The organism is Thermosporothrix sp. COM3, from assembly GCF_059696735.1.
Map to the genome: position 1 here is coordinate 317,372 of NZ_AP019376.1, position 16,829 is coordinate 334,200.

14 protein-coding genes are annotated in these 16,829 nt (G+C 53.8%); 9 read left to right on the forward strand and 5 right to left on the reverse strand.

What is annotated here, in order from left to right; genetic code table 11:
* The first annotated feature begins 556 nt into the window (after nucleotides 1–556).
* The 8 genes from KTH_RS01385 to KTH_RS01420 all read left to right on the forward strand — a co-directional run bounded on the left by KTH_RS01385 (nucleotide 557) and on the right by KTH_RS01420 (nucleotide 8,860).
* Nucleotides 557–1,048 (forward strand): DoxX family protein, encoded by a 492-nt coding sequence (locus tag KTH_RS01385; protein ID WP_111319916.1) that lies wholly within the window; start codon nucleotides 557–559, stop codon nucleotides 1,046–1,048.
* A 354-nt stretch (nucleotides 1,049–1,402) separates the two neighbouring features.
* A complete protein-coding gene (locus KTH_RS01390) occupies nucleotides 1,403–2,347 on the forward strand; it encodes a trypsin-like serine peptidase (protein ID WP_111319918.1) in 945 nt (314 codons plus the stop codon).
* A gap of 206 nt (nucleotides 2,348–2,553) precedes the next feature.
* On the forward strand, nucleotides 2,554–3,033 hold the full coding sequence (locus tag KTH_RS01395) for a MarR family winged helix-turn-helix transcriptional regulator (protein ID WP_170142402.1): 480 nt from the start codon (nucleotides 2,554–2,556) through the stop codon (nucleotides 3,031–3,033).
* A complete protein-coding gene (locus tag KTH_RS01400; protein WP_497616021.1) occupies nucleotides 3,030–4,757 on the forward strand; it encodes an ABC transporter ATP-binding protein in 1,728 nt (575 codons plus the stop codon). The genes KTH_RS01395 and KTH_RS01400 overlap by 4 nt, the downstream gene beginning before the upstream one ends.
* Nucleotides 4,754–6,628, forward strand: a complete 1,875-nt coding sequence (locus KTH_RS01405) for an ABC transporter ATP-binding protein (protein ID WP_497616023.1) — start codon at nucleotides 4,754–4,756, stop codon at nucleotides 6,626–6,628. The genes KTH_RS01400 and KTH_RS01405 overlap by 4 nt, the downstream gene beginning before the upstream one ends.
* Before the next feature lie 147 nt (nucleotides 6,629–6,775).
* On the forward strand, nucleotides 6,776–7,174 hold the full coding sequence (locus KTH_RS01410; protein ID WP_111319926.1) for a PleD family two-component system response regulator: 399 nt from the start codon (nucleotides 6,776–6,778) through the stop codon (nucleotides 7,172–7,174).
* A 276-nt stretch (nucleotides 7,175–7,450) separates the two neighbouring features.
* Nucleotides 7,451–7,750, forward strand: coding sequence for a DUF5348 domain-containing protein (locus KTH_RS01415; protein WP_111319928.1), 300 nt, complete (start codon nucleotides 7,451–7,453; stop codon nucleotides 7,748–7,750).
* Nucleotides 7,751–7,942: 192 nt separating this feature from the next.
* Nucleotides 7,943–8,860: a VOC family protein gene (locus KTH_RS01420; RefSeq protein WP_111319930.1), complete on the forward strand. Its 918-nt coding sequence runs from the start codon at nucleotides 7,943–7,945 to the stop codon at nucleotides 8,858–8,860.
* A 49-nt stretch (nucleotides 8,861–8,909) separates the two neighbouring features.
* On the opposite strand, the gene KTH_RS01425 is transcribed toward KTH_RS01420, so the two are convergent.
* The 3 genes from KTH_RS01425 to KTH_RS01435 form a co-directional block, all read right to left on the reverse strand.
* The gene (locus KTH_RS01425) at nucleotides 8,910–10,724 is read right to left on the reverse strand and encodes a Dyp-type peroxidase (protein ID WP_497616026.1); all 1,815 of its coding nucleotides are present in this window, start codon (nucleotides 10,722–10,724) and stop codon (nucleotides 8,910–8,912) included.
* Nucleotides 10,725–11,049: 325 nt separating this feature from the next.
* A complete protein-coding gene (locus KTH_RS01430) occupies nucleotides 11,050–12,582 on the reverse strand; it encodes a sensor histidine kinase (protein ID WP_497616028.1) in 1,533 nt (510 codons plus the stop codon).
* A gap of 70 nt (nucleotides 12,583–12,652) precedes the next feature.
* Entirely contained in the window at nucleotides 12,653–13,339 is a 687-nt protein-coding gene (locus KTH_RS01435; protein ID WP_281278849.1) for a response regulator transcription factor, read from the reverse strand.
* A 317-nt stretch (nucleotides 13,340–13,656) separates the two neighbouring features.
* Between KTH_RS01435 and KTH_RS01440 the strand changes: the two genes are divergently transcribed.
* Nucleotides 13,657–14,847: an acyltransferase gene (locus tag KTH_RS01440; RefSeq protein ID WP_497616030.1), complete on the forward strand. Its 1,191-nt coding sequence runs from the start codon at nucleotides 13,657–13,659 to the stop codon at nucleotides 14,845–14,847.
* Between the two features lie 58 nt (nucleotides 14,848–14,905).
* Here the strand turns inward: KTH_RS01440 and KTH_RS01445 are convergent, their stop codons facing one another.
* The gene (locus KTH_RS01445) at nucleotides 14,906–15,835 is read right to left on the reverse strand and encodes a carboxylesterase family protein (protein ID WP_497616032.1); all 930 of its coding nucleotides are present in this window, start codon (nucleotides 15,833–15,835) and stop codon (nucleotides 14,906–14,908) included.
* 234 nt (nucleotides 15,836–16,069) lie between these two features.
* Nucleotides 16,070–16,714, reverse strand: a complete 645-nt coding sequence (locus KTH_RS01450; RefSeq protein ID WP_111319941.1) for a ThuA domain-containing protein — start codon at nucleotides 16,712–16,714, stop codon at nucleotides 16,070–16,072.
* Between the last annotated feature and the right edge of the window lie 115 nt (nucleotides 16,715–16,829).

Consider the following 16,829-nt stretch of genomic DNA (forward strand, 5'->3'; position numbering starts at 1 on the left):
ACCCCATCGTCCCATGAAGCGTGATAGAGCATAGATAGACAACAATATATTGGCTAGAAAACCACTCACCCCCCTTGCAAGCATCACAAGCCAGAATATAAGACAAAGCGAGATCTCTGTTCACGCTGTGACTCACAATTTCATTCCATGACTGACAGTCATTATTTTACTATCGCGTCACTCTACTGTCAAGTATGTCCTTCCCTTCTTCTTCATTCTCATCCATTGAAATACAACAATAGAGCAGAATATCTGTTTTTCTGTTCCGGTAGCCTATAGAGAAAACCACCTTCTAACCATAACTTAGCAGCTTTTTATTATTCACAAAATATTATACCTCAAACAAATGTGGTATTGACAGATAAGCGCCGACAGTGTACATGAAATAGAAGTGACTGAACGAGGGTTTCACCCTTTGACAGTCAAGGTGCCAGATTGTTCCCCATGTGATGCAGGACGCAGTGAAACAGACCACTGCACAGGCATGTGCAAGGAGCGCCGTGCCGTAGATCGGTATGCCTGCTGTATCGCATGGGCAAAAAAGTCAGGAGTGAATATGGTTCTATTCAAAACCGAAACAACCCCATTAACCAACGTGACCACTCTTTTCTTACGGTTGGCGCTGGCAGCCGTGATGTTCCCTCATGGGGCGCAAAAGCTGCTCGGGTGGTTTGGCGGACATGGATTTGAGGGAGCAATGCTTCAATTCACGCAGGGATTGCATATACCGGCGATTCTGGCATTTCTTGCAATCATTGCGGAGTTCTTCGGAGCGCTTGGCGTTCTGACGGGGCTTTTGACGCGCGTTGCCGCCTTTGGCATCGGGAGCGTGATGACGACCGCAATGGTGTTGATCCACCTGAAGCATGGCTTTTTCATGAACTGGTCCGGGCAGGCAACAGGAGAAGGCGTCGAGTATTTCCTGCTTGCCATTGCCATCTCGCTCTCGCTGGTCGTTCTAGGCGGCGGGGGCTGGTCTCTCGATCAGTTGTTCTTCGGGCGTCTTGCGAAAACAGTGCGTGTGCCGGAGGGGGCAACCTCTGCCTGAGCAGCGGGCCTCTGGAGCGATCCGGGGGCCTTTACCTCTTCTCTAGCCTGGTACATACTTTCATTCATTTCCCGGGGTAGTACTGGTAAACTTGAAATTCTCTATTTTTTCGTGTATTCTATAGACACATGTACAGAGGTGCCAACCAAAAGCCTGAACACGTTCGCTCGTCACATACTCCCATGAAATGCTATTCACTGTTCCTGTACATGTCGCACGGATCAACCGTGTGAAGCGCGGTATCTCTACGGTTCCACGGTCTTCATCATGCAAGCATGGATGTTTTGCATGCGGAGTTCTCTATCCGTGTGAGGCACCGGCCGATAATTGATCCCTGGAGAAAGGAGTCTCACTATGCACAGGGAAAAACGGATGTTCATCATTGGTGGCCTGTTCCTCTCCTTGAGCCTTGCTCTGCTTCTGGTGCTACAGGGCTATCAACCCGCGCAGGCAGCCAAACCGAACAAACATCATTCGGTTATCTCGCACTCGCCAGACAAGTTGCTCCGTTCGATGTCCAACTACTGGACACCCGCCCGCATGAAAGCGGCGAAGCCGATTCAGACCCTGATTATCGGGAATGAAAAGAACCAGAAGAAGCAGGACGGGGTGATGCGTCCCTTTGCGGCGGCGGTCCCGGTCAGCTCGTACAGCCAGTTCCCCTACTCAACCATCGGCAAGATCTTCTTCACCGATAGCCGCACCGGCGAAGATTACCAGTGCTCTGGCACGTCAACCCAGAGCCAGAACGGCAGCGTCGTTGACACCGCCGGTCACTGCGTGGTTGAAGGTGGCTCCGCCGGCAACTGGTACACCAACTGGATCTTCTGCCCTCAATACCGCGACGGAAGCTGTCCAAAGGGGCAGTGGTCTCAACGCACCGCCTATACCAGCTCCGACTGGTACTACAACGGCTCCTTTGGCTCTGACCTGGCTGACGTGGTGGTCAACACCAATGGCAGCACGCTAAACGCAACGGTAGGTGCGGTTCGGTTCGCCTACAATCTCTCGCAGAATCAGCAATTCCTCTCGCTTGGCTATCCGGCAGCCCCGCCATTCAACGGACAGCGTATGTATTCCTGCTCATCCGGCGTGGTCTCACAGGATCCTCAGTATGGCGGCATCGGCATTTCCTGCAATATGACCGGCGGCTGTAGCGGCGGGGGCTGGCTTATCCGGCAGGGCAACACCTGGGCCGTCAACGGACATAACGACTATGGTCGGGGTGATGGCATTATGTATTCGCCTTACTATGGCGACGATGCATACGAGATCTTTAACGCAGCACAAACAGCCTGATCACCTTCCTCCTCACTGGTAATGACACGGAAGATCCCGGGGCGCTGGCCTCTGGATCTTCCTGCATTTCACTCTCTTGCACCGCTCCTTTCTCGTTATTGATATATCGATACCTATTGACAATAGCTCTGCCAATACCGTATTATTTAGGTTGCCAAATAAATTACTTACCTAACTAATTCCCTGTGATGGAGGTACAAGAAAGCATGGACGACTCGCTCAGTCCAACAGCGCAGAAACTCTTGCAGGCGTTCAGTCAGTTTTCTAAAGAGGCCTGGAAGAAGCATTACTCGGCAGTGGGGCAATATAAGCCGAGTGAAGTACGGATACTCTATCTTCTCAAAGGGTGTGAGGAGCATGGGCACGCTGAGGGCATGCGCGTCTCCGATATCAGCAAACTGCTGCTTGTTACACCTCCAACCGTCACACAGGTACTCAAAGGACTTGAACAGGATGAATTGATTGAGAGGCACACCAATCCTAAAGACCGCCGTGCCACGTTTATTCGGCTTACAGAAAAGGGGCACTCTATTATTCAGCGAGCATTTGATAGCTTCTCAGATGTGTTCCAGGGGCTGATTGAATATCTAGGAGAAGATCAAAGCAACCAGCTTGCTGAGCTCTTAACAAAGGCGTTTCTCTATCTGGAGAAAGGCCACAGGAACGGAGAAGAAGAAAAAATATGATATCCTTGTTCCGCTTCTTAAAACCCTATAGAGTTTTTCTCACACTTGTGCTTGTACTGGTTTTCCTACAAACACTTTCAGACCTTTACCTCCCAACACTCATGGCAGATATCGTCGACACCGGGATTGTCAAAGGCGATACAGCCTATATTCTGACCATTGGCAGTTTTATGCTGCTGGTTGCGCTTGGTGGCACCATCTGTTCTATCGGGGTCAGCTTCTTTTCAGCAAAGGTAGCTGTCGGTTTCGGTAAACTGCTTCGGCATAAGCTTTTCACGCATGTAGAAAGCTTCTCGCTTCATGAGTTTGATACGGTCGGGACGGCCTCGCTGATCACGCGCACGACCAACGACACCAACCAGGTTCAGCAGGTGCTCGTTATTATCCTGCGGATGATGATCAGCGCTCCTATCATGTGCATCGGCGGTATTATTATGGCACTCTCTCAGGATGTACAGCTCTCCTGGGTGCTGGTCGCGATTATTCCGCTGCTCGTGATCACGATCCTGCTTATTATGGGTCAGGCAATGCCCCTCTTCACGATCATGCAGAAGAAAATCGACCGTCTGAACCTGGTTCTAGACGAGGGGTTAACCGGTATTCGTGTCATCCGTGCATTTAACCGACTCAAGCATGAGAGACAGCGCTTCCATGATGCAAACCTGGATCTGACCAATACAGCAATTAAAGCGAACCGCATTGTTGCCGCCTCCATGCCAGTCATGATGCTGATCATGAACATTTCGACGATTGCCATCATCTGGTTTGGCAGTATCCGCATTAATAACGGTGACATGCAGGTTGGCTCGTTGATGGCGTTCCTGCAATATGCGATGCAGATTCTCTTCTCGCTCCTGATGTTCTCGATGCTGTTTATCATGCTACCGCGCGCCTCGGCATCCGCTGCCCGTATCAATGAGATTCTGAAGATGCAGCCCGAGATCACCGATACTACGGAGGCACAGCCAGTCGAGACAGAGCAGGGCATTGTGGAGTTCCGTGACGTGACCTTCAGCTATCCCGGCGCCGAGGAACCCGCGCTCTCGCACATCTCCTTTAAGGCCGAGCCAGGCAAGGTCACGGCTATCATCGGCGGCACCGGCTCCGGTAAATCGACGCTGGTCAACCTGATTCCGCGCTTCTACGATATTGATAGCGGCACGATCTTGATCGATGGTGTGGATATTCGCACCATGTCATTGGAGAGCCTGCGGGCAAAGTGCGGCTTTGTACCACAGAAAGCCGTGCTCTTCTCCGGGACCGTTGCCGAGAACATCCGCTATGGCAAAGAGAACGCCACCGACGAGGAGATACGCCATGCCGCCGAGATCGCACAGGCAGCGGAGTTCATCAGCGAGATGAAGGACCGCTACGATACCATGATTGCTCAAGGCGGCGTCAACGTTTCGGGTGGTCAGAAACAGCGTCTCTCGATCGCTCGGGCCCTGGTGCGCAAGCCCGACATCTATGTGTTCGACGACAGCTTCTCCGCGCTGGACTTCAAGACAGACGCGAAGCTTCGGGCCGCCCTGAAAGACGAGATCGCGAATGCTACCGTCTTTATCGTCGCGCAGCGCGTCAGCACTATCATGGACGCCGACCAGATCCTTGTACTGGATCAAGGTCGAATCGCCGGAATAGGCACACACCATGAACTGATGCAGTCTTCTCAGGTCTATCGTGAAATTGTCGCCTCGCAGCTCTCACTGGAGGAAATAAAATGAGCGAGCAAAAACCACAGCGCCAACAGCGGCAAGGGCATGGAGGTCCCTGGGGCGGCATGGGTATGCCTGTCCAGAAGGCAAAGGATTTCAAAGGGACGGTCAAGCGACTCTCACGCTACCTCTTGCCGCAGAAGTACCTCTTGCTGGTCGTGATCCTTGCAGCAATCATCAGCACCGTCTTTCAGATCGTTGGCCCGAAGATTCTGGGTATGGCAACCACCAAGCTGTTTGAGGGCCTGATCCTGAAGATGAAGGGAGTGCCGGGTGCATCGGTTGACTTTGACGGCATCTTCCGCATCCTGCTGACACTTGGCATCCTGTATGTAATCAGTTCGCTGTTCAACTACATTCAGCAGTTTATCATGGCAGGCATGGCACAAAAGATTGTGTTCACGCTACGTCAGGAGGTCGAGGCCAAGCTTGCCCGGCTACCATTACGCTTTTTTGATTCGCGTTCACATGGTGAGATCCTCAGCCGTGCCGTGAACGATATTGATAATATCAGCACAACGCTACAGCAGAGTCTGACACAGCTTATCACCTCAGCAGTCACTCTGATCGGTATCGTGGTCATGATGCTGCTGATCAGCCCGCTGCTCTCGCTGGTCGTGGTGCTGACGTTCCCGCTCAGTATGGTGGTCACAACCATCGTGGCGAAACGCTCACAGCGCTACTTTGGTGGTCAACAGAAGGCGCTTGGTGACCTGAACGGGCACGTCGAAGAGATGTACAACGGGCACAAGATCGTCAAAGCCTTTGGTCTTGAGCGTCGCTCAATCGATGAATTCAATGTTTTGAATGAAGAGCTCTATAGCCACGGTTGGAAAGCGCAGTTTGTCAGCGGCATTATTATGCCCTTGATGAACCTGATCGGCAATCTGGGCTATGTGTTTGTAAGCGTTATCGGTGGTATTCAGGTGATGCATAACGCCATCTCAATCGGAGATGTGCAGGCCTTTATCCAGTATGCCCGCCAGTTCACACAACCGATTACGCAGCTTGCCAACATCGCCAATATCATTCAGTCAACCATCGCTTCAGCAGAGCGCGTCTTCGAGCTCCTTGACGAGCAAGAAGAGGTTCCTGAAGCCAGCCCGGCCAAAGTGATCGAGTTCCCGCGTGGCTCCGTTACCTTCGAGCATGTGGACTTCCGCTACAAAGAGGACACACCGCTGATCGAGGATATGAACATCGATGTCCGCCCGGGCCAGACGATCGCAATTGTCGGACCGACCGGCGCCGGAAAAACAACGCTGGTTAACCTGCTGATGCGCTTCTATGAGCTCAATGGCGGCAGAATCACTGTTGACGGCACCGACATCACTGAGCTGAAGCGGGGCGACCTGCGACGCATGTTCGGTATGGTGCTTCAGGATACATGGCTCTTTAACGGCACGATTCGCGAGAATATTGCCTATGGACGCGAGAACGCCACCGAGGAAGAGATCATCCAGGCGGCGAAAGCAGCCCACGCCGATCATTTCATCCGCACACTGCCCGATGGCTACGACACCATTATCAATCAGGAGGGCTCCAACCTCTCGCAAGGCCAGAAGCAGCTTCTGACGATTGCCCGGGCCATCCTGGCAAATCCAACCATCCTGATTCTCGACGAGGCAACCAGTAGCGTGGATACCCGCACCGAGATCCTGATCCAGCGGGCCATGCAGGAATTGATGAAGGGACGCACCAGCTTTGTGATCGCGCACCGCCTCTCGACGATTCGCGATGCCGACCTGATCCTTGTAATGAACCACGGACGCATTATCGAGCAGGGAACCCATGAAGGGCTGCTGGCAAAGGGCGGTTTCTATGCCGATCTCTACAACAGCCAGTTCACCGGTTCCACCCTGCAAAAGAAGGCGATCTAAGCACCTCACGCTACCGCATTTCACGCTTCTCCGTCTCTCGTGGGCGGAGAAGCACTTTCTTTTTCGGGTTGAAACTCTTTCCTTCCGTTAATCGTGGCAGTAAAGAGGGGAATTTTGGTAATGACCGAAACACAATGAAGCAACCCGATGAAACAGGCATTCTTCCATACTCAGAATGAGCGGGTTTTCCTTGAAAGAACCATTCTTATTATCGAGGAAGACCTTGACCGGGGATATCAACTGGCACGCACTCTGAGAGCTGAAACGCCGTATCGAGTTCTATATGCAACGAACTATTTCCAGGCAGAGAAAATGATGCAGTGCCAGTCCCCCGATGTTTTGATTGCGAACGTCCATGTAGCAGAGAAAGTAGAGGGTGAGTGGATGACGTCCTTGCAAATTTTTGTAGGTGGAGTAGAAGGACCCCTGAGCATGATGCATATCTGTGCAAATGGGAGCGGGCTTGTTGCCCAACACCTTACCAAGATGCGCAGACCGTATATGATCCCCGAAGTTGTTGCATTAGTGAAGTCTCTTTTAGTATGAAACCAGATCATTCACAAGCAGCGGCCCAGGAAGCCCCCGGCTTTCAAGCGTGGATGAGTTCCGCCATGTGTTCAATTGAACAGTTGGTAGATCACTGCCGACTCACCGACTGAAGCAATATGATCTCTGTATCCATTGTCTGGCTGCCTCTCTTCCGGCTAAGAGGGAGAAAAGGCAGCTCAGACAACACGCTGTTTCAAATACACAATCTATAACGCTTCCTGAATATGGTTCCTCTTGCACTCTTGATATATAGAAAGGAAGCAATGGAGGGTTATGGTATTTTCTTCAACCGAGAATCATTCTGGAAATCGAGATTCAAGGCTGGAACGCTTAACCTCTCGTCAGCAGAGTGAACAGCTTCTTTTACAGGGACAGCCTCTCTATGACGGCATGTTCATTGAGATTCGCATTTTTGGCCACTGGTTGCCCGGTCATGTCGCGCTTGATAGCACAGGCTGGTATCTCCTGACGCTTGATAATGTGGGCATCCGGCTTCGCGCGGGTATCCCGGCTCGCTTCCCGGTTTCGCGGCGCTGGTCGAACGGCACAGATAAACAGCATCCTCCATCCTGAGTTTCTGCCGCCCAGCCAACCAGAGAGAATGTTCCTCCCCGATCCCCTGTACCTGCGACAAGGGGTTGAGTCCGGGTGTGCTCTCCACCTTCTTCGTTGAAAAGTGCGCTCGTTCCCCCTTTCGTGCCAGCCTACAACTGTTTCTGCCAACTGGCGCGTGTCATACATAAGCATCTGGAAGGAGGGAACAACATGCCAACGCGCTTCGATCACCTTGTAATAGCAGTTCGAGACCTTGACGCCGCCATTCGACAGTATCGACAGCTTGGTTTCGAGGTCCGGTACGGAGGACGCCACACCGGACGGGGCACGCATAACGCAATCATCCGTTTCGGGCTTGATTATATCGAACTCCTCTCCGTTTACAATAAAGCTGAAGCACTCGCCAGCGGCCATCGCGGCAGCAGGCTCCTGGAGATTCTTGAAAAGCATGAAGAGATTTTGCTTGGCTTTGCCCTGGCCACCAATGACATTACCCGGGAAGCCGAGCAGTTCCGCAAGACAGAGCTCTTCGCGGGCGAGCCGTTTCCAATGGAACGCCTCCTGCCCGATGGGCATCTGCTCGCCTGGCGTCTCTTTATTCCTGGTGGCACAGCATGGCGGCGTCCCTGGCCGTTCCTCTTCCAATGGGACACTTCCGACACCCAGCGGCTGCAACTCGAACAGCCGACCGCCCAACCCAATGGCGCAAGCCACTGGTCCCGCGTCGCCGTGGCAGTCGCCACAGGTCAGCCAACCATAGACCTCTATCGGCAACAACTGGGGTTGAAACAACTGGAAAGCATCGATGTCACCCAGCAGGTCGCAAGCTGCACGACGTTTCGCAGTGGGACAGGCAATATCGATCTGCTGATCTCCCGGGGAGAAGGCCCGCTACACCATATGCTTGACCGCTGTGGTGAAGGGCCTGTCGCCTTCAGCCTGACCGTCGATGATCTGGCCTACACCCGCCACTTTCTGACACAGTCCAATATTCCTTTCGAGCACGATGCAACCGGGGCCCATGTGATTCGCCTGACGCCGCAGGCCGGAGTGCCATTCTACCTCTATCTGGCGGGCCCCGATGCTGATTTTGCGCACCACGCGGTGTTTCAGCCCCTCGCCTACTAGAGAAGGGAGCTTCTGCTATGGTGCAGAAGTCCCCTTTTTTGAGTTGGCCTCAGCTCCCGGCAAAAAGCAGCTTCAAGGCATCCAACGAGGGCGCGAAGAAGTAGCCGCCACCGGTCGGAATGACCCATTCCTGTGCTGTCACCAGCGAGACAACTCCACCCTTGAGCGGCACCCGCGCCTGTCGCAGACGCTCACCGTTTGGACCGTTGTGCTGCCCGATCACCAGATCTAGCCCCTCACCCTTCTCCGGGAAATCGGGGTTGTTAAACCAGAAATGCGTGAGAAACTCAAATTGCCCGATAATAGAGGTTTGGTAGCAGACAAACAGGAGACCTCGGTCAGCGGGGCGAGCCAGATTGACCGGCTCATCATGCAGATCACGCAGCGGGTGCTCGAGCGTTGAAGGCGAGACAGGACCATAGGGCAGCCCGCGCCGCAGGATACGGCGTCTCTGGGTGTCGCGCTCGCTCACCGCGCTCTTCTCCTCATCACTACAGTTCGGGCACAGGTCATGCCCGGCCTTCGTCAATGAGTCGCGGGGATAGCCCTTGCGAATATGGCTGATAAACGGGCAGAGACCTCCCTGACGGTCAGCGGGGGCAGGCTCGAATGTACCGGGGGCGGCGCATCCTCCACATCGGGGCGAGAGCGTGTCAGGTGGCTGTGCACCACCGGTCAGCACGGGGTCAGCGTGAAAGAAGCGGAAGTCGTTATTTGCGCATTCGTTATTTGCCAGGTCAGGCGCATCCTCGTTCGCAGAGCGCGAGAGCGGCGCACCACTGAGCCAGCGCCCCACGACCTTCGCTCCCATCAATGCGGGTGAAATCCCCTGCTGTCGTGCTTGCTCGTTCAAGAAAGCATGGAAACGCCCGACATCCTGCCGTAAGCGCCGAAAGACCAGAAATGAGCCATTGCGCCCCCAGGAGGGCCCGGCCTCAGAGATCGCGCCCCGGTGCACCGGTAGCTGCTCTCGCTCATTGCGCGGATTGGCCGTTGTGGTGCTGCTGGCGCTATCGGAAGGCTCGTTCACCGGCTTTGCAGGGTCCTGATAGGGATAGCCGAACACAAATTCACCCGGCCAGATCAACTGTTGCCCGGGCTTGCCGTGATTGGGATCACGCGGATCCTGACGCGGAGTAATTACATCATCGGGATGCGCCGAAGCACGGCCTCTGACACCAGGTTGTGAGACGCCATCCAGAAACTTGAAGTGCTCGTGCCCGGCCAGCTCCTGCGGTAGATTGGCACCATATTGCGTCAACATGACAGTCACTCCTGCCAGACGGCTCTTGATCGAGATGACCGTCTCCCGCAGCGCCTCCGCCGAATCGCTTTGAATAATCAGGAGAATCTCGGCCTCGTTTCCGGGGCCTCCGATCAACCAGCGAGCCGGGTTGCCCTCAGCATCGGGTATTAGTGGATCACCAAGCACATCGGCGCGGCTCGCCATCCCCTCCCGAAACGCCGGATCAAGGAAGTCGTTTCCGTCCCGCAATTCAGCGGGCGTCCCGGCGGTCAATCGTTGCAGGGCCCCATATGAGAACGCAATGTTCACCCATGTCGCCTGCACTGTCGCGTAACCACGTCGGGTCCGAAGCGCCTTATAGAGCCGATTGAAGCTCAACACCTCCTCGGCAGTAGCAATCAGAGGCGTGATCTCTTTGAGCCAGCGCTTACAATATGAGACATCCACAATTCTGAGGAAGAGCAGCGTTTCATGGCTCTTTGAGAATCCCGGAATCACGTTTCCCTGGATCTGATCGAGTTCAAGCACTGGTTCCCGCGCGGCATCGATTCCAGCAGTGGAGCGCAAAGCATGCGGAGAAGGAACCTCGCGTGCATGATGTATCGTTTGCTCTTGCATCGTGTCATCCTTTCGTCATTGGTTTGGCTGATCCGGCATGTCATCGGGAGATCCGTATGTTTTTATCTGACTATGGATTCCCTTTTTTCGCGTAAAAATGTGTCTTCAACGTATCATCTGACCATCCAAAGGCGACAGGAAGTTCAATCATTCCGAGTATAGAGAGAGCTCAATTGCAGTATTCAGCAACAGGAAGCTTCCATCACAAAGAACGCTGGTATTCCAGTTTTTTTGCAGCGCAACCTGTACATTCTCTCTTCCCCCGGGCTCTTCCAGGGCCGAGAGAATGTACACAGTTCCTGAGAGGGGGTTCTATTTCAATTGTTCATTGAAGTGCCATTGCATCTTTACTTGAACTGCGAGGAGCCGAGCGGAGGAGAAGCGTGAAGGTCGTTCCTTTGCCAGGCGTGCTTTCTACCTGGATAGAGCCTTTTTGTGCCTCAATCAACTCTTTTGCGATTGCCAGACCGAGCCCGTTTCCGCTTCCCTGGCGGAAAGGACGACTACGTGAAGGATCAACGCGATAGAGGCGATCAAAGATAAAGGGCAGCGCCTCCGCTGGAATACCCTGCCCGGTATCTCGCACGGCAATCACAACCTCGCCCTGTTTGCCCGAAGCGGCGGTAAGCTCTACCTGCCCATCCGACGGTGTAAACTTCAGCGCGTTATCCACGATATTGAGCAGGACCTGTTGCAGCCTGTCGCGGTCCGCATAGACCTGCGGTGTATCGGGAGCGATCGAGCAGCGAATCTCGTGCCCTGTCGCGAGCTGTTGCGCTTGCTGAAAGATCCTGCTGAAAACCGTTTGTAGCTCAAACGCCTCAAGTCGTAGTTTCAGCTTCTTTGCATCCAGCCGGGTGAGCGAAAGCAGATCTTCAACCAACCGGTGCATGCGCTGGACCTCGACGTACATGCCCTTCGCCAGCCGCCGTGTTGCGCCAATATCGCCCCGATCGGCCCCGATCAGCAGCATCTCCAGACTACCGCTGAGCGCTGTCAGGGGGGTGCGCAGTTCATGAGAGACATCCGAGACGAACTGCTTCTGTCGCTGAAAGGCGTTTTCCAGTTGCACCACCATCTGGTTAAAAGAATGGGCCAACCGCCCGATCTCATCGCGGGATTTCGGAGTATCAATACGCAATGAGAGCTCTCCGGCAGCGATGCGACGGCTCTTCCGCTCCATCTCAAGCAACGGGCGCAACGTGGCATCAACAAGGGGGAATAGCAGCACCAGCGCACAGCATAAAGCGCCCAGATAGCAAACAAGCAGCAGAATATGGAACGTCGTGAGGAAGTCGTCAATAGATGCGATCGGCGTTCCCACCTGGAGCAGTGCCACGGTCCTTTCAGCGGAGACCAGAGGCACCAGGATGACCAGTTGCCGCTGACCTTGCGCGGTCTTCCCGAGCTTATAGGCATCTCCCTGAAGCCCATCTTCAAGCAATCGGGTGACATCGCTTTGTCCAAGCACAATGGGAGGAGGAGCCAGCGAGGTCGCCTGTCCGGGATAGAGCACCGAGCCGTCCGGTCGCAGGATGGTCATATTGACGCCCAGGCTCGTCAGGCGTTGCCGCAAGATCGCTACCGAAGCATCAAAGCCACGCGGCAGCTCTCCTTTGCGCTCTTCAGGTGCCCATGAGAGAGTAAAGGAGCGTCCGGGAACGCCCTTCGCGGTCAGGATCACTTCCCGACGGAGCGAAGACGCGGTATTATTTAACAGCGCCTGCTCGGTAACAAGTGAGAGTAACAGGCCTGCTCCCCCTAACAAAGCGGTCATCAAGCCAAGCACAACCAGCGTTAAACGCCAGCGCAGAGACAGGGAGGCAAGCCAGTTGCGAAACATGTGCCATATTCGCATCACGATTTGCTATCCTTTTGGTACGCCCGCCATGAGAGGCAGGGCTTCATCTCAATACGCGTTCCCGGTGCTATCCGCGTAAACTATAACCAACACCTCGCACCGTTTGAAGCAGACGCGGAGGCATATCGTGCAGCTTCTCACGCAGATGTCGCACATACACCTCGATGATATTATCATCACCGGTATAGTCATAGCCCCAGACTCGCGACAGGATGATATCCCGCGTGAGAACCTGATTGGGATGCATCATAAATAGTTCCAGCAGATCGAACTCGCGGGGTGTCAGCTCAATAACCTCCGAATCGACTGACACAAGCCGCGTGCTGCGGTTCAGCGAAATATGCTGGAAGGTCAGCTCATCGCCAACCACTTTCCCATGTCGGCGCAACACCGCACGCACCCGCGCCATCAGTTCCTTGAAGACAAACGGCTTGGTGACATAATCGTCCGCGCCCACATCGAGCCCCTCCACCATATCGTCAACCTCATCCTTTGCCGTCAGCATGATAATAGCGCTATCGTGCGTGCGCCGCGCCAGCCGGGTCACGGTCAGACCGTCGAAGCCCGGCAACATAATATCCAGAATCACAATGTCGGGCTGATGCTCGGTAATCATATGAAGCGCATCAGGCCCATTGGTTGCCACAAGGACGTGAAACCCCTCATAGGAAAAACCCATTTGCAGAAACTCAACTATCTGTGGCTCATCATCAACAAGCAAAACGGTACATTGCTTATTCACTTGCTTACTCACTTCAGCTACCCTTTTCCCTTTGCTTCTGCTCTGGTGTGTTCTCTGTTTTTCAAAGCCCATCTTCTCTCTATCAGAAAAAGCTGAAAATTCGCTGAAGAGCCATGATTTTCAGCGAATTTTCAGCAAACTTCGGGGCTTTTTCAGGTCGCCCTGCCACAATACCAGATGTGAACACAAGCTCAAGCGAACGATAAGTGACGGTCACTCACCGCTCTTCACGCTGTACATATTCGCCGAAGCAGCGCCCCCGATGTACAGCATGTCTGCATCCAGCAGCAACGACGCTGTGTGAGTTGACCATACTGAAAGGACATATTGTGCAAAGAGAGCAGACAAAAAGACAGCCGCATGTACGCGAGTTAGATTTACTGCGTCTCTGTACGGCTTCCAGTGTCGTGACTATTCACGTCCTCTCATTCACTGCCGTCTTGAATCATGCGGAGTGGGGAGTACAACTACAGAACGCCTTTGTCACGGCCCTGCACTACTCGCGTGAGATCTTCCTGTTCGTTACCGCCTTCGCGCTGGTCTACGTCTACTACCACGCGTATGAGAACAGGCCTTTCCCGCTTAAAAAGTTCTGGATGAAGCGCGGCATGGGCATCTTGCTCCCGTATACCATCTGGAGCCTTTTCTACACCTGGCTTGGACAGGGAACAGACAACTATCTACAGAAAGCACTCTATAATCTGTTGACTGGAAGCGGCTTCTATCATCTCTACTATATCATTCTGACACTTCAATTCTATCTTTTGTTGCCATTGTTTCTGCTATTTCTGCGTCGATTCGGTCGGCATCCCTGGAAAATTCTGGCTGTCAGCTTTACCTTCCAGATAGTACTTCTGGTGTTTGATTACTATATCATGCAACATGACGGTATCTCGTCTCCCTTCTGGGACGCCATCGGGCCATATAAGGCGCGCTTCTTCCTGTTCTATCAGTTCTACTTTGTGCTTGGTGGCATTACTGCCCTCTACTTCCGGCAGATGCGAGATTTTGTCCTCAAACATAGCAGGCTTATCGCCGGCTGTCTGATCGGGACGTTGGCTCTGCTCTGGGCGCACTACGTCCTTCAGATCCACGTCTTTGGGAAGTCTATCAACTATGCATCGTCCGTGCTCCAGCCGCTCATGGCGCTCTATGTCACCGCGGCGCTGCTGTTCGCCTTCTGGCTTGCCTGCCGTTGGGTTCAGAAGAGCCCACCGGGACAGCCTCCAAAGGGCGCGAACTTTGTACATCTGATTGCCAAAAGCTCCTTCGGCATCTACCTGCTTCACCCGCTTGTCCTCAACGAAGTACAGCGCTGGATCATGCCATATATCCCGGCAGATTTCCCGGTCGCGATCAGCGTGATCCTGATTGGCATTTTCACGCTCTGCACCTCGACGGCGCTCAGCATCCTCCTGCTGCATACGCCGCTTGCCTGCCGTCTGATCGGCCGTGATACACCAGCACCTCGTTCAGGCAAGGCCATCCAGGCAGTTCCGGCCTCTCAGCGTTCCGCCTGAACTGTTGCCCGTGAAGTGTGCCCCACAGTGGTTGAGGCACACTTCATTTTCTGCTGAATCACGCGTTTCGACGCTGTGCAAAGAGCCAGGGGAAAAAGCCCTCTGCCTCCTTCGCGGGCTCCAATGTATAGACATCACCCCAGATCGGGTGCTTGCGATTGGGAAAGATCGTGACATGACCCTCACCACCCGCCTGCTGAAGCGCCTGAATCATCAAGGTCGAGGCTGAAGCCGGGATCGTTGTATCATTCGCCCCATGAAACGCCCAGACTGGCACATCCCGAAAGCGCTCAACGGTGGACGGATCGCCCGCGCCCGAGACCGGAGCCGCCGCCGCGAAATAATCAGGCCAGCGAGCAATAGCATCCCAGGTTCCCGTAGCGCCAAGCGAGATCCCGGTGATATACAGCCTGTTGGCATCGATACCACTATAGTCCTGCTGTAAGCGATCAAGCAACTGTTTCGCCAGCAAGAGCGAAGTGCTCGGTTGCGCTGGCTGTGTATAAGAACCCTTATGCGCATCGACCTGCACCCAGGTCTGCGACGGCTCTAGCTGTGGCACGACCACAAAGCACGGCCACTGTTCCTGAACGGAGGGTTTATCTTTCTCGTCAGGCGTTCCCCAGAAGTAGACAAACGACTGACCCAGAATCTGATTCTGATTTTGAATCGGCGTGAAGTGCTGGCGCTTCCGTTCACCTACACCATGCAACAGCAATACCAGGGGATAACGCTTTGTTTTATCATAGTTTTGAGGTACATAAAGATAATACGTCAGTTTCTGATTCTTTTCATTCACAAAGGTATGCGTTGTGAAGCCATGAGTTGGAATAGGAGTCTTAGGGGGGCCGGGCTCAAGCGTCGGTGTTGGTTTGGGCATTATAGCAGGGACAATCGACCCGTCTTGATACCATTCTCGCCCCAGAATACCAGCGACAACAAGCAGGGCCAGCAGCGCCCCCGCACCGAAGAGAACTCTTTTTTTCATATCTTCTCCGCAATGTTTGACGCACCATCAGAAGGCATGCCAATCTTCCCTATTCAAGAGAGAACAAATAGGGCTTCTTCTTTGCAGAGAACACATTGGAGCGGGCTTTTCTGGATAGTTTGATAGCTTGATGATCTGTATTATGGGGGTGAAGCAGGCGACCTGTCAAGCATCCAGCCTGGAGAGGCTATGAAAGAGGCCGTCCCAAAACAGAAACAGCCTCTCGAACCGGTTTTAGCGCGTGGCCCACAGCATGCCGCGCTTCATGATCTCCAATGCTTCCGGCACATCAAAATCCCGGCGTACATGCCCGAGTGACGAATAAAAGACGCGACCCTCGCCGTAGCGCTTCTTCCAGACCACAGGCATCACCGCGCCCTCAATCCAGGGAGCATGCTCCCCACTAAAGGTCGTGGTCGCCAGCACCTCATTCATCGGATCGACATGCATATAGTATTGCTCGGAATGCATATGAAAGTCGGAAAGTCCCGCCATAATGGGATCATCGTGTTTCACGATATGCACATCGTAGTCGATAATATCACCGGGATGAGCCACCCACTGACCCCCGATCATAAATTGATAGGCTGGATTGTTGCGGAAAGCGTCGGCCGCTCCACCATGCCAGCCAGCGAGCCCCGTCCCATTCTGAACAGCGGTTAACAGGCCGCTCTCCTGCTCAGGGCTGATCGTCCCCATTGTCCAGATCGGCACGATCAGATCTGTTGCCTGCAATTTCGCGGCATCAAGAAAGACATCAAGCGTTGTAGCAACCTCAACCGTATAGCCCTGTTCACGCAACACACCCGCGAACAGGTTCGCACACGCTTCCGGCTCATGACCGGGCCAGCCACCCCATACAATCAATGCAGTCTTCATTAAAAGCATTCCTCCTCATGCCTGTCAATAGAATCGTATAGTTTTTAGTGTATCACCTGCACACCCGAGGAATCGAGCCTCTTGACCGGCGCATTCGTCCCTGTTAGAATGGGTG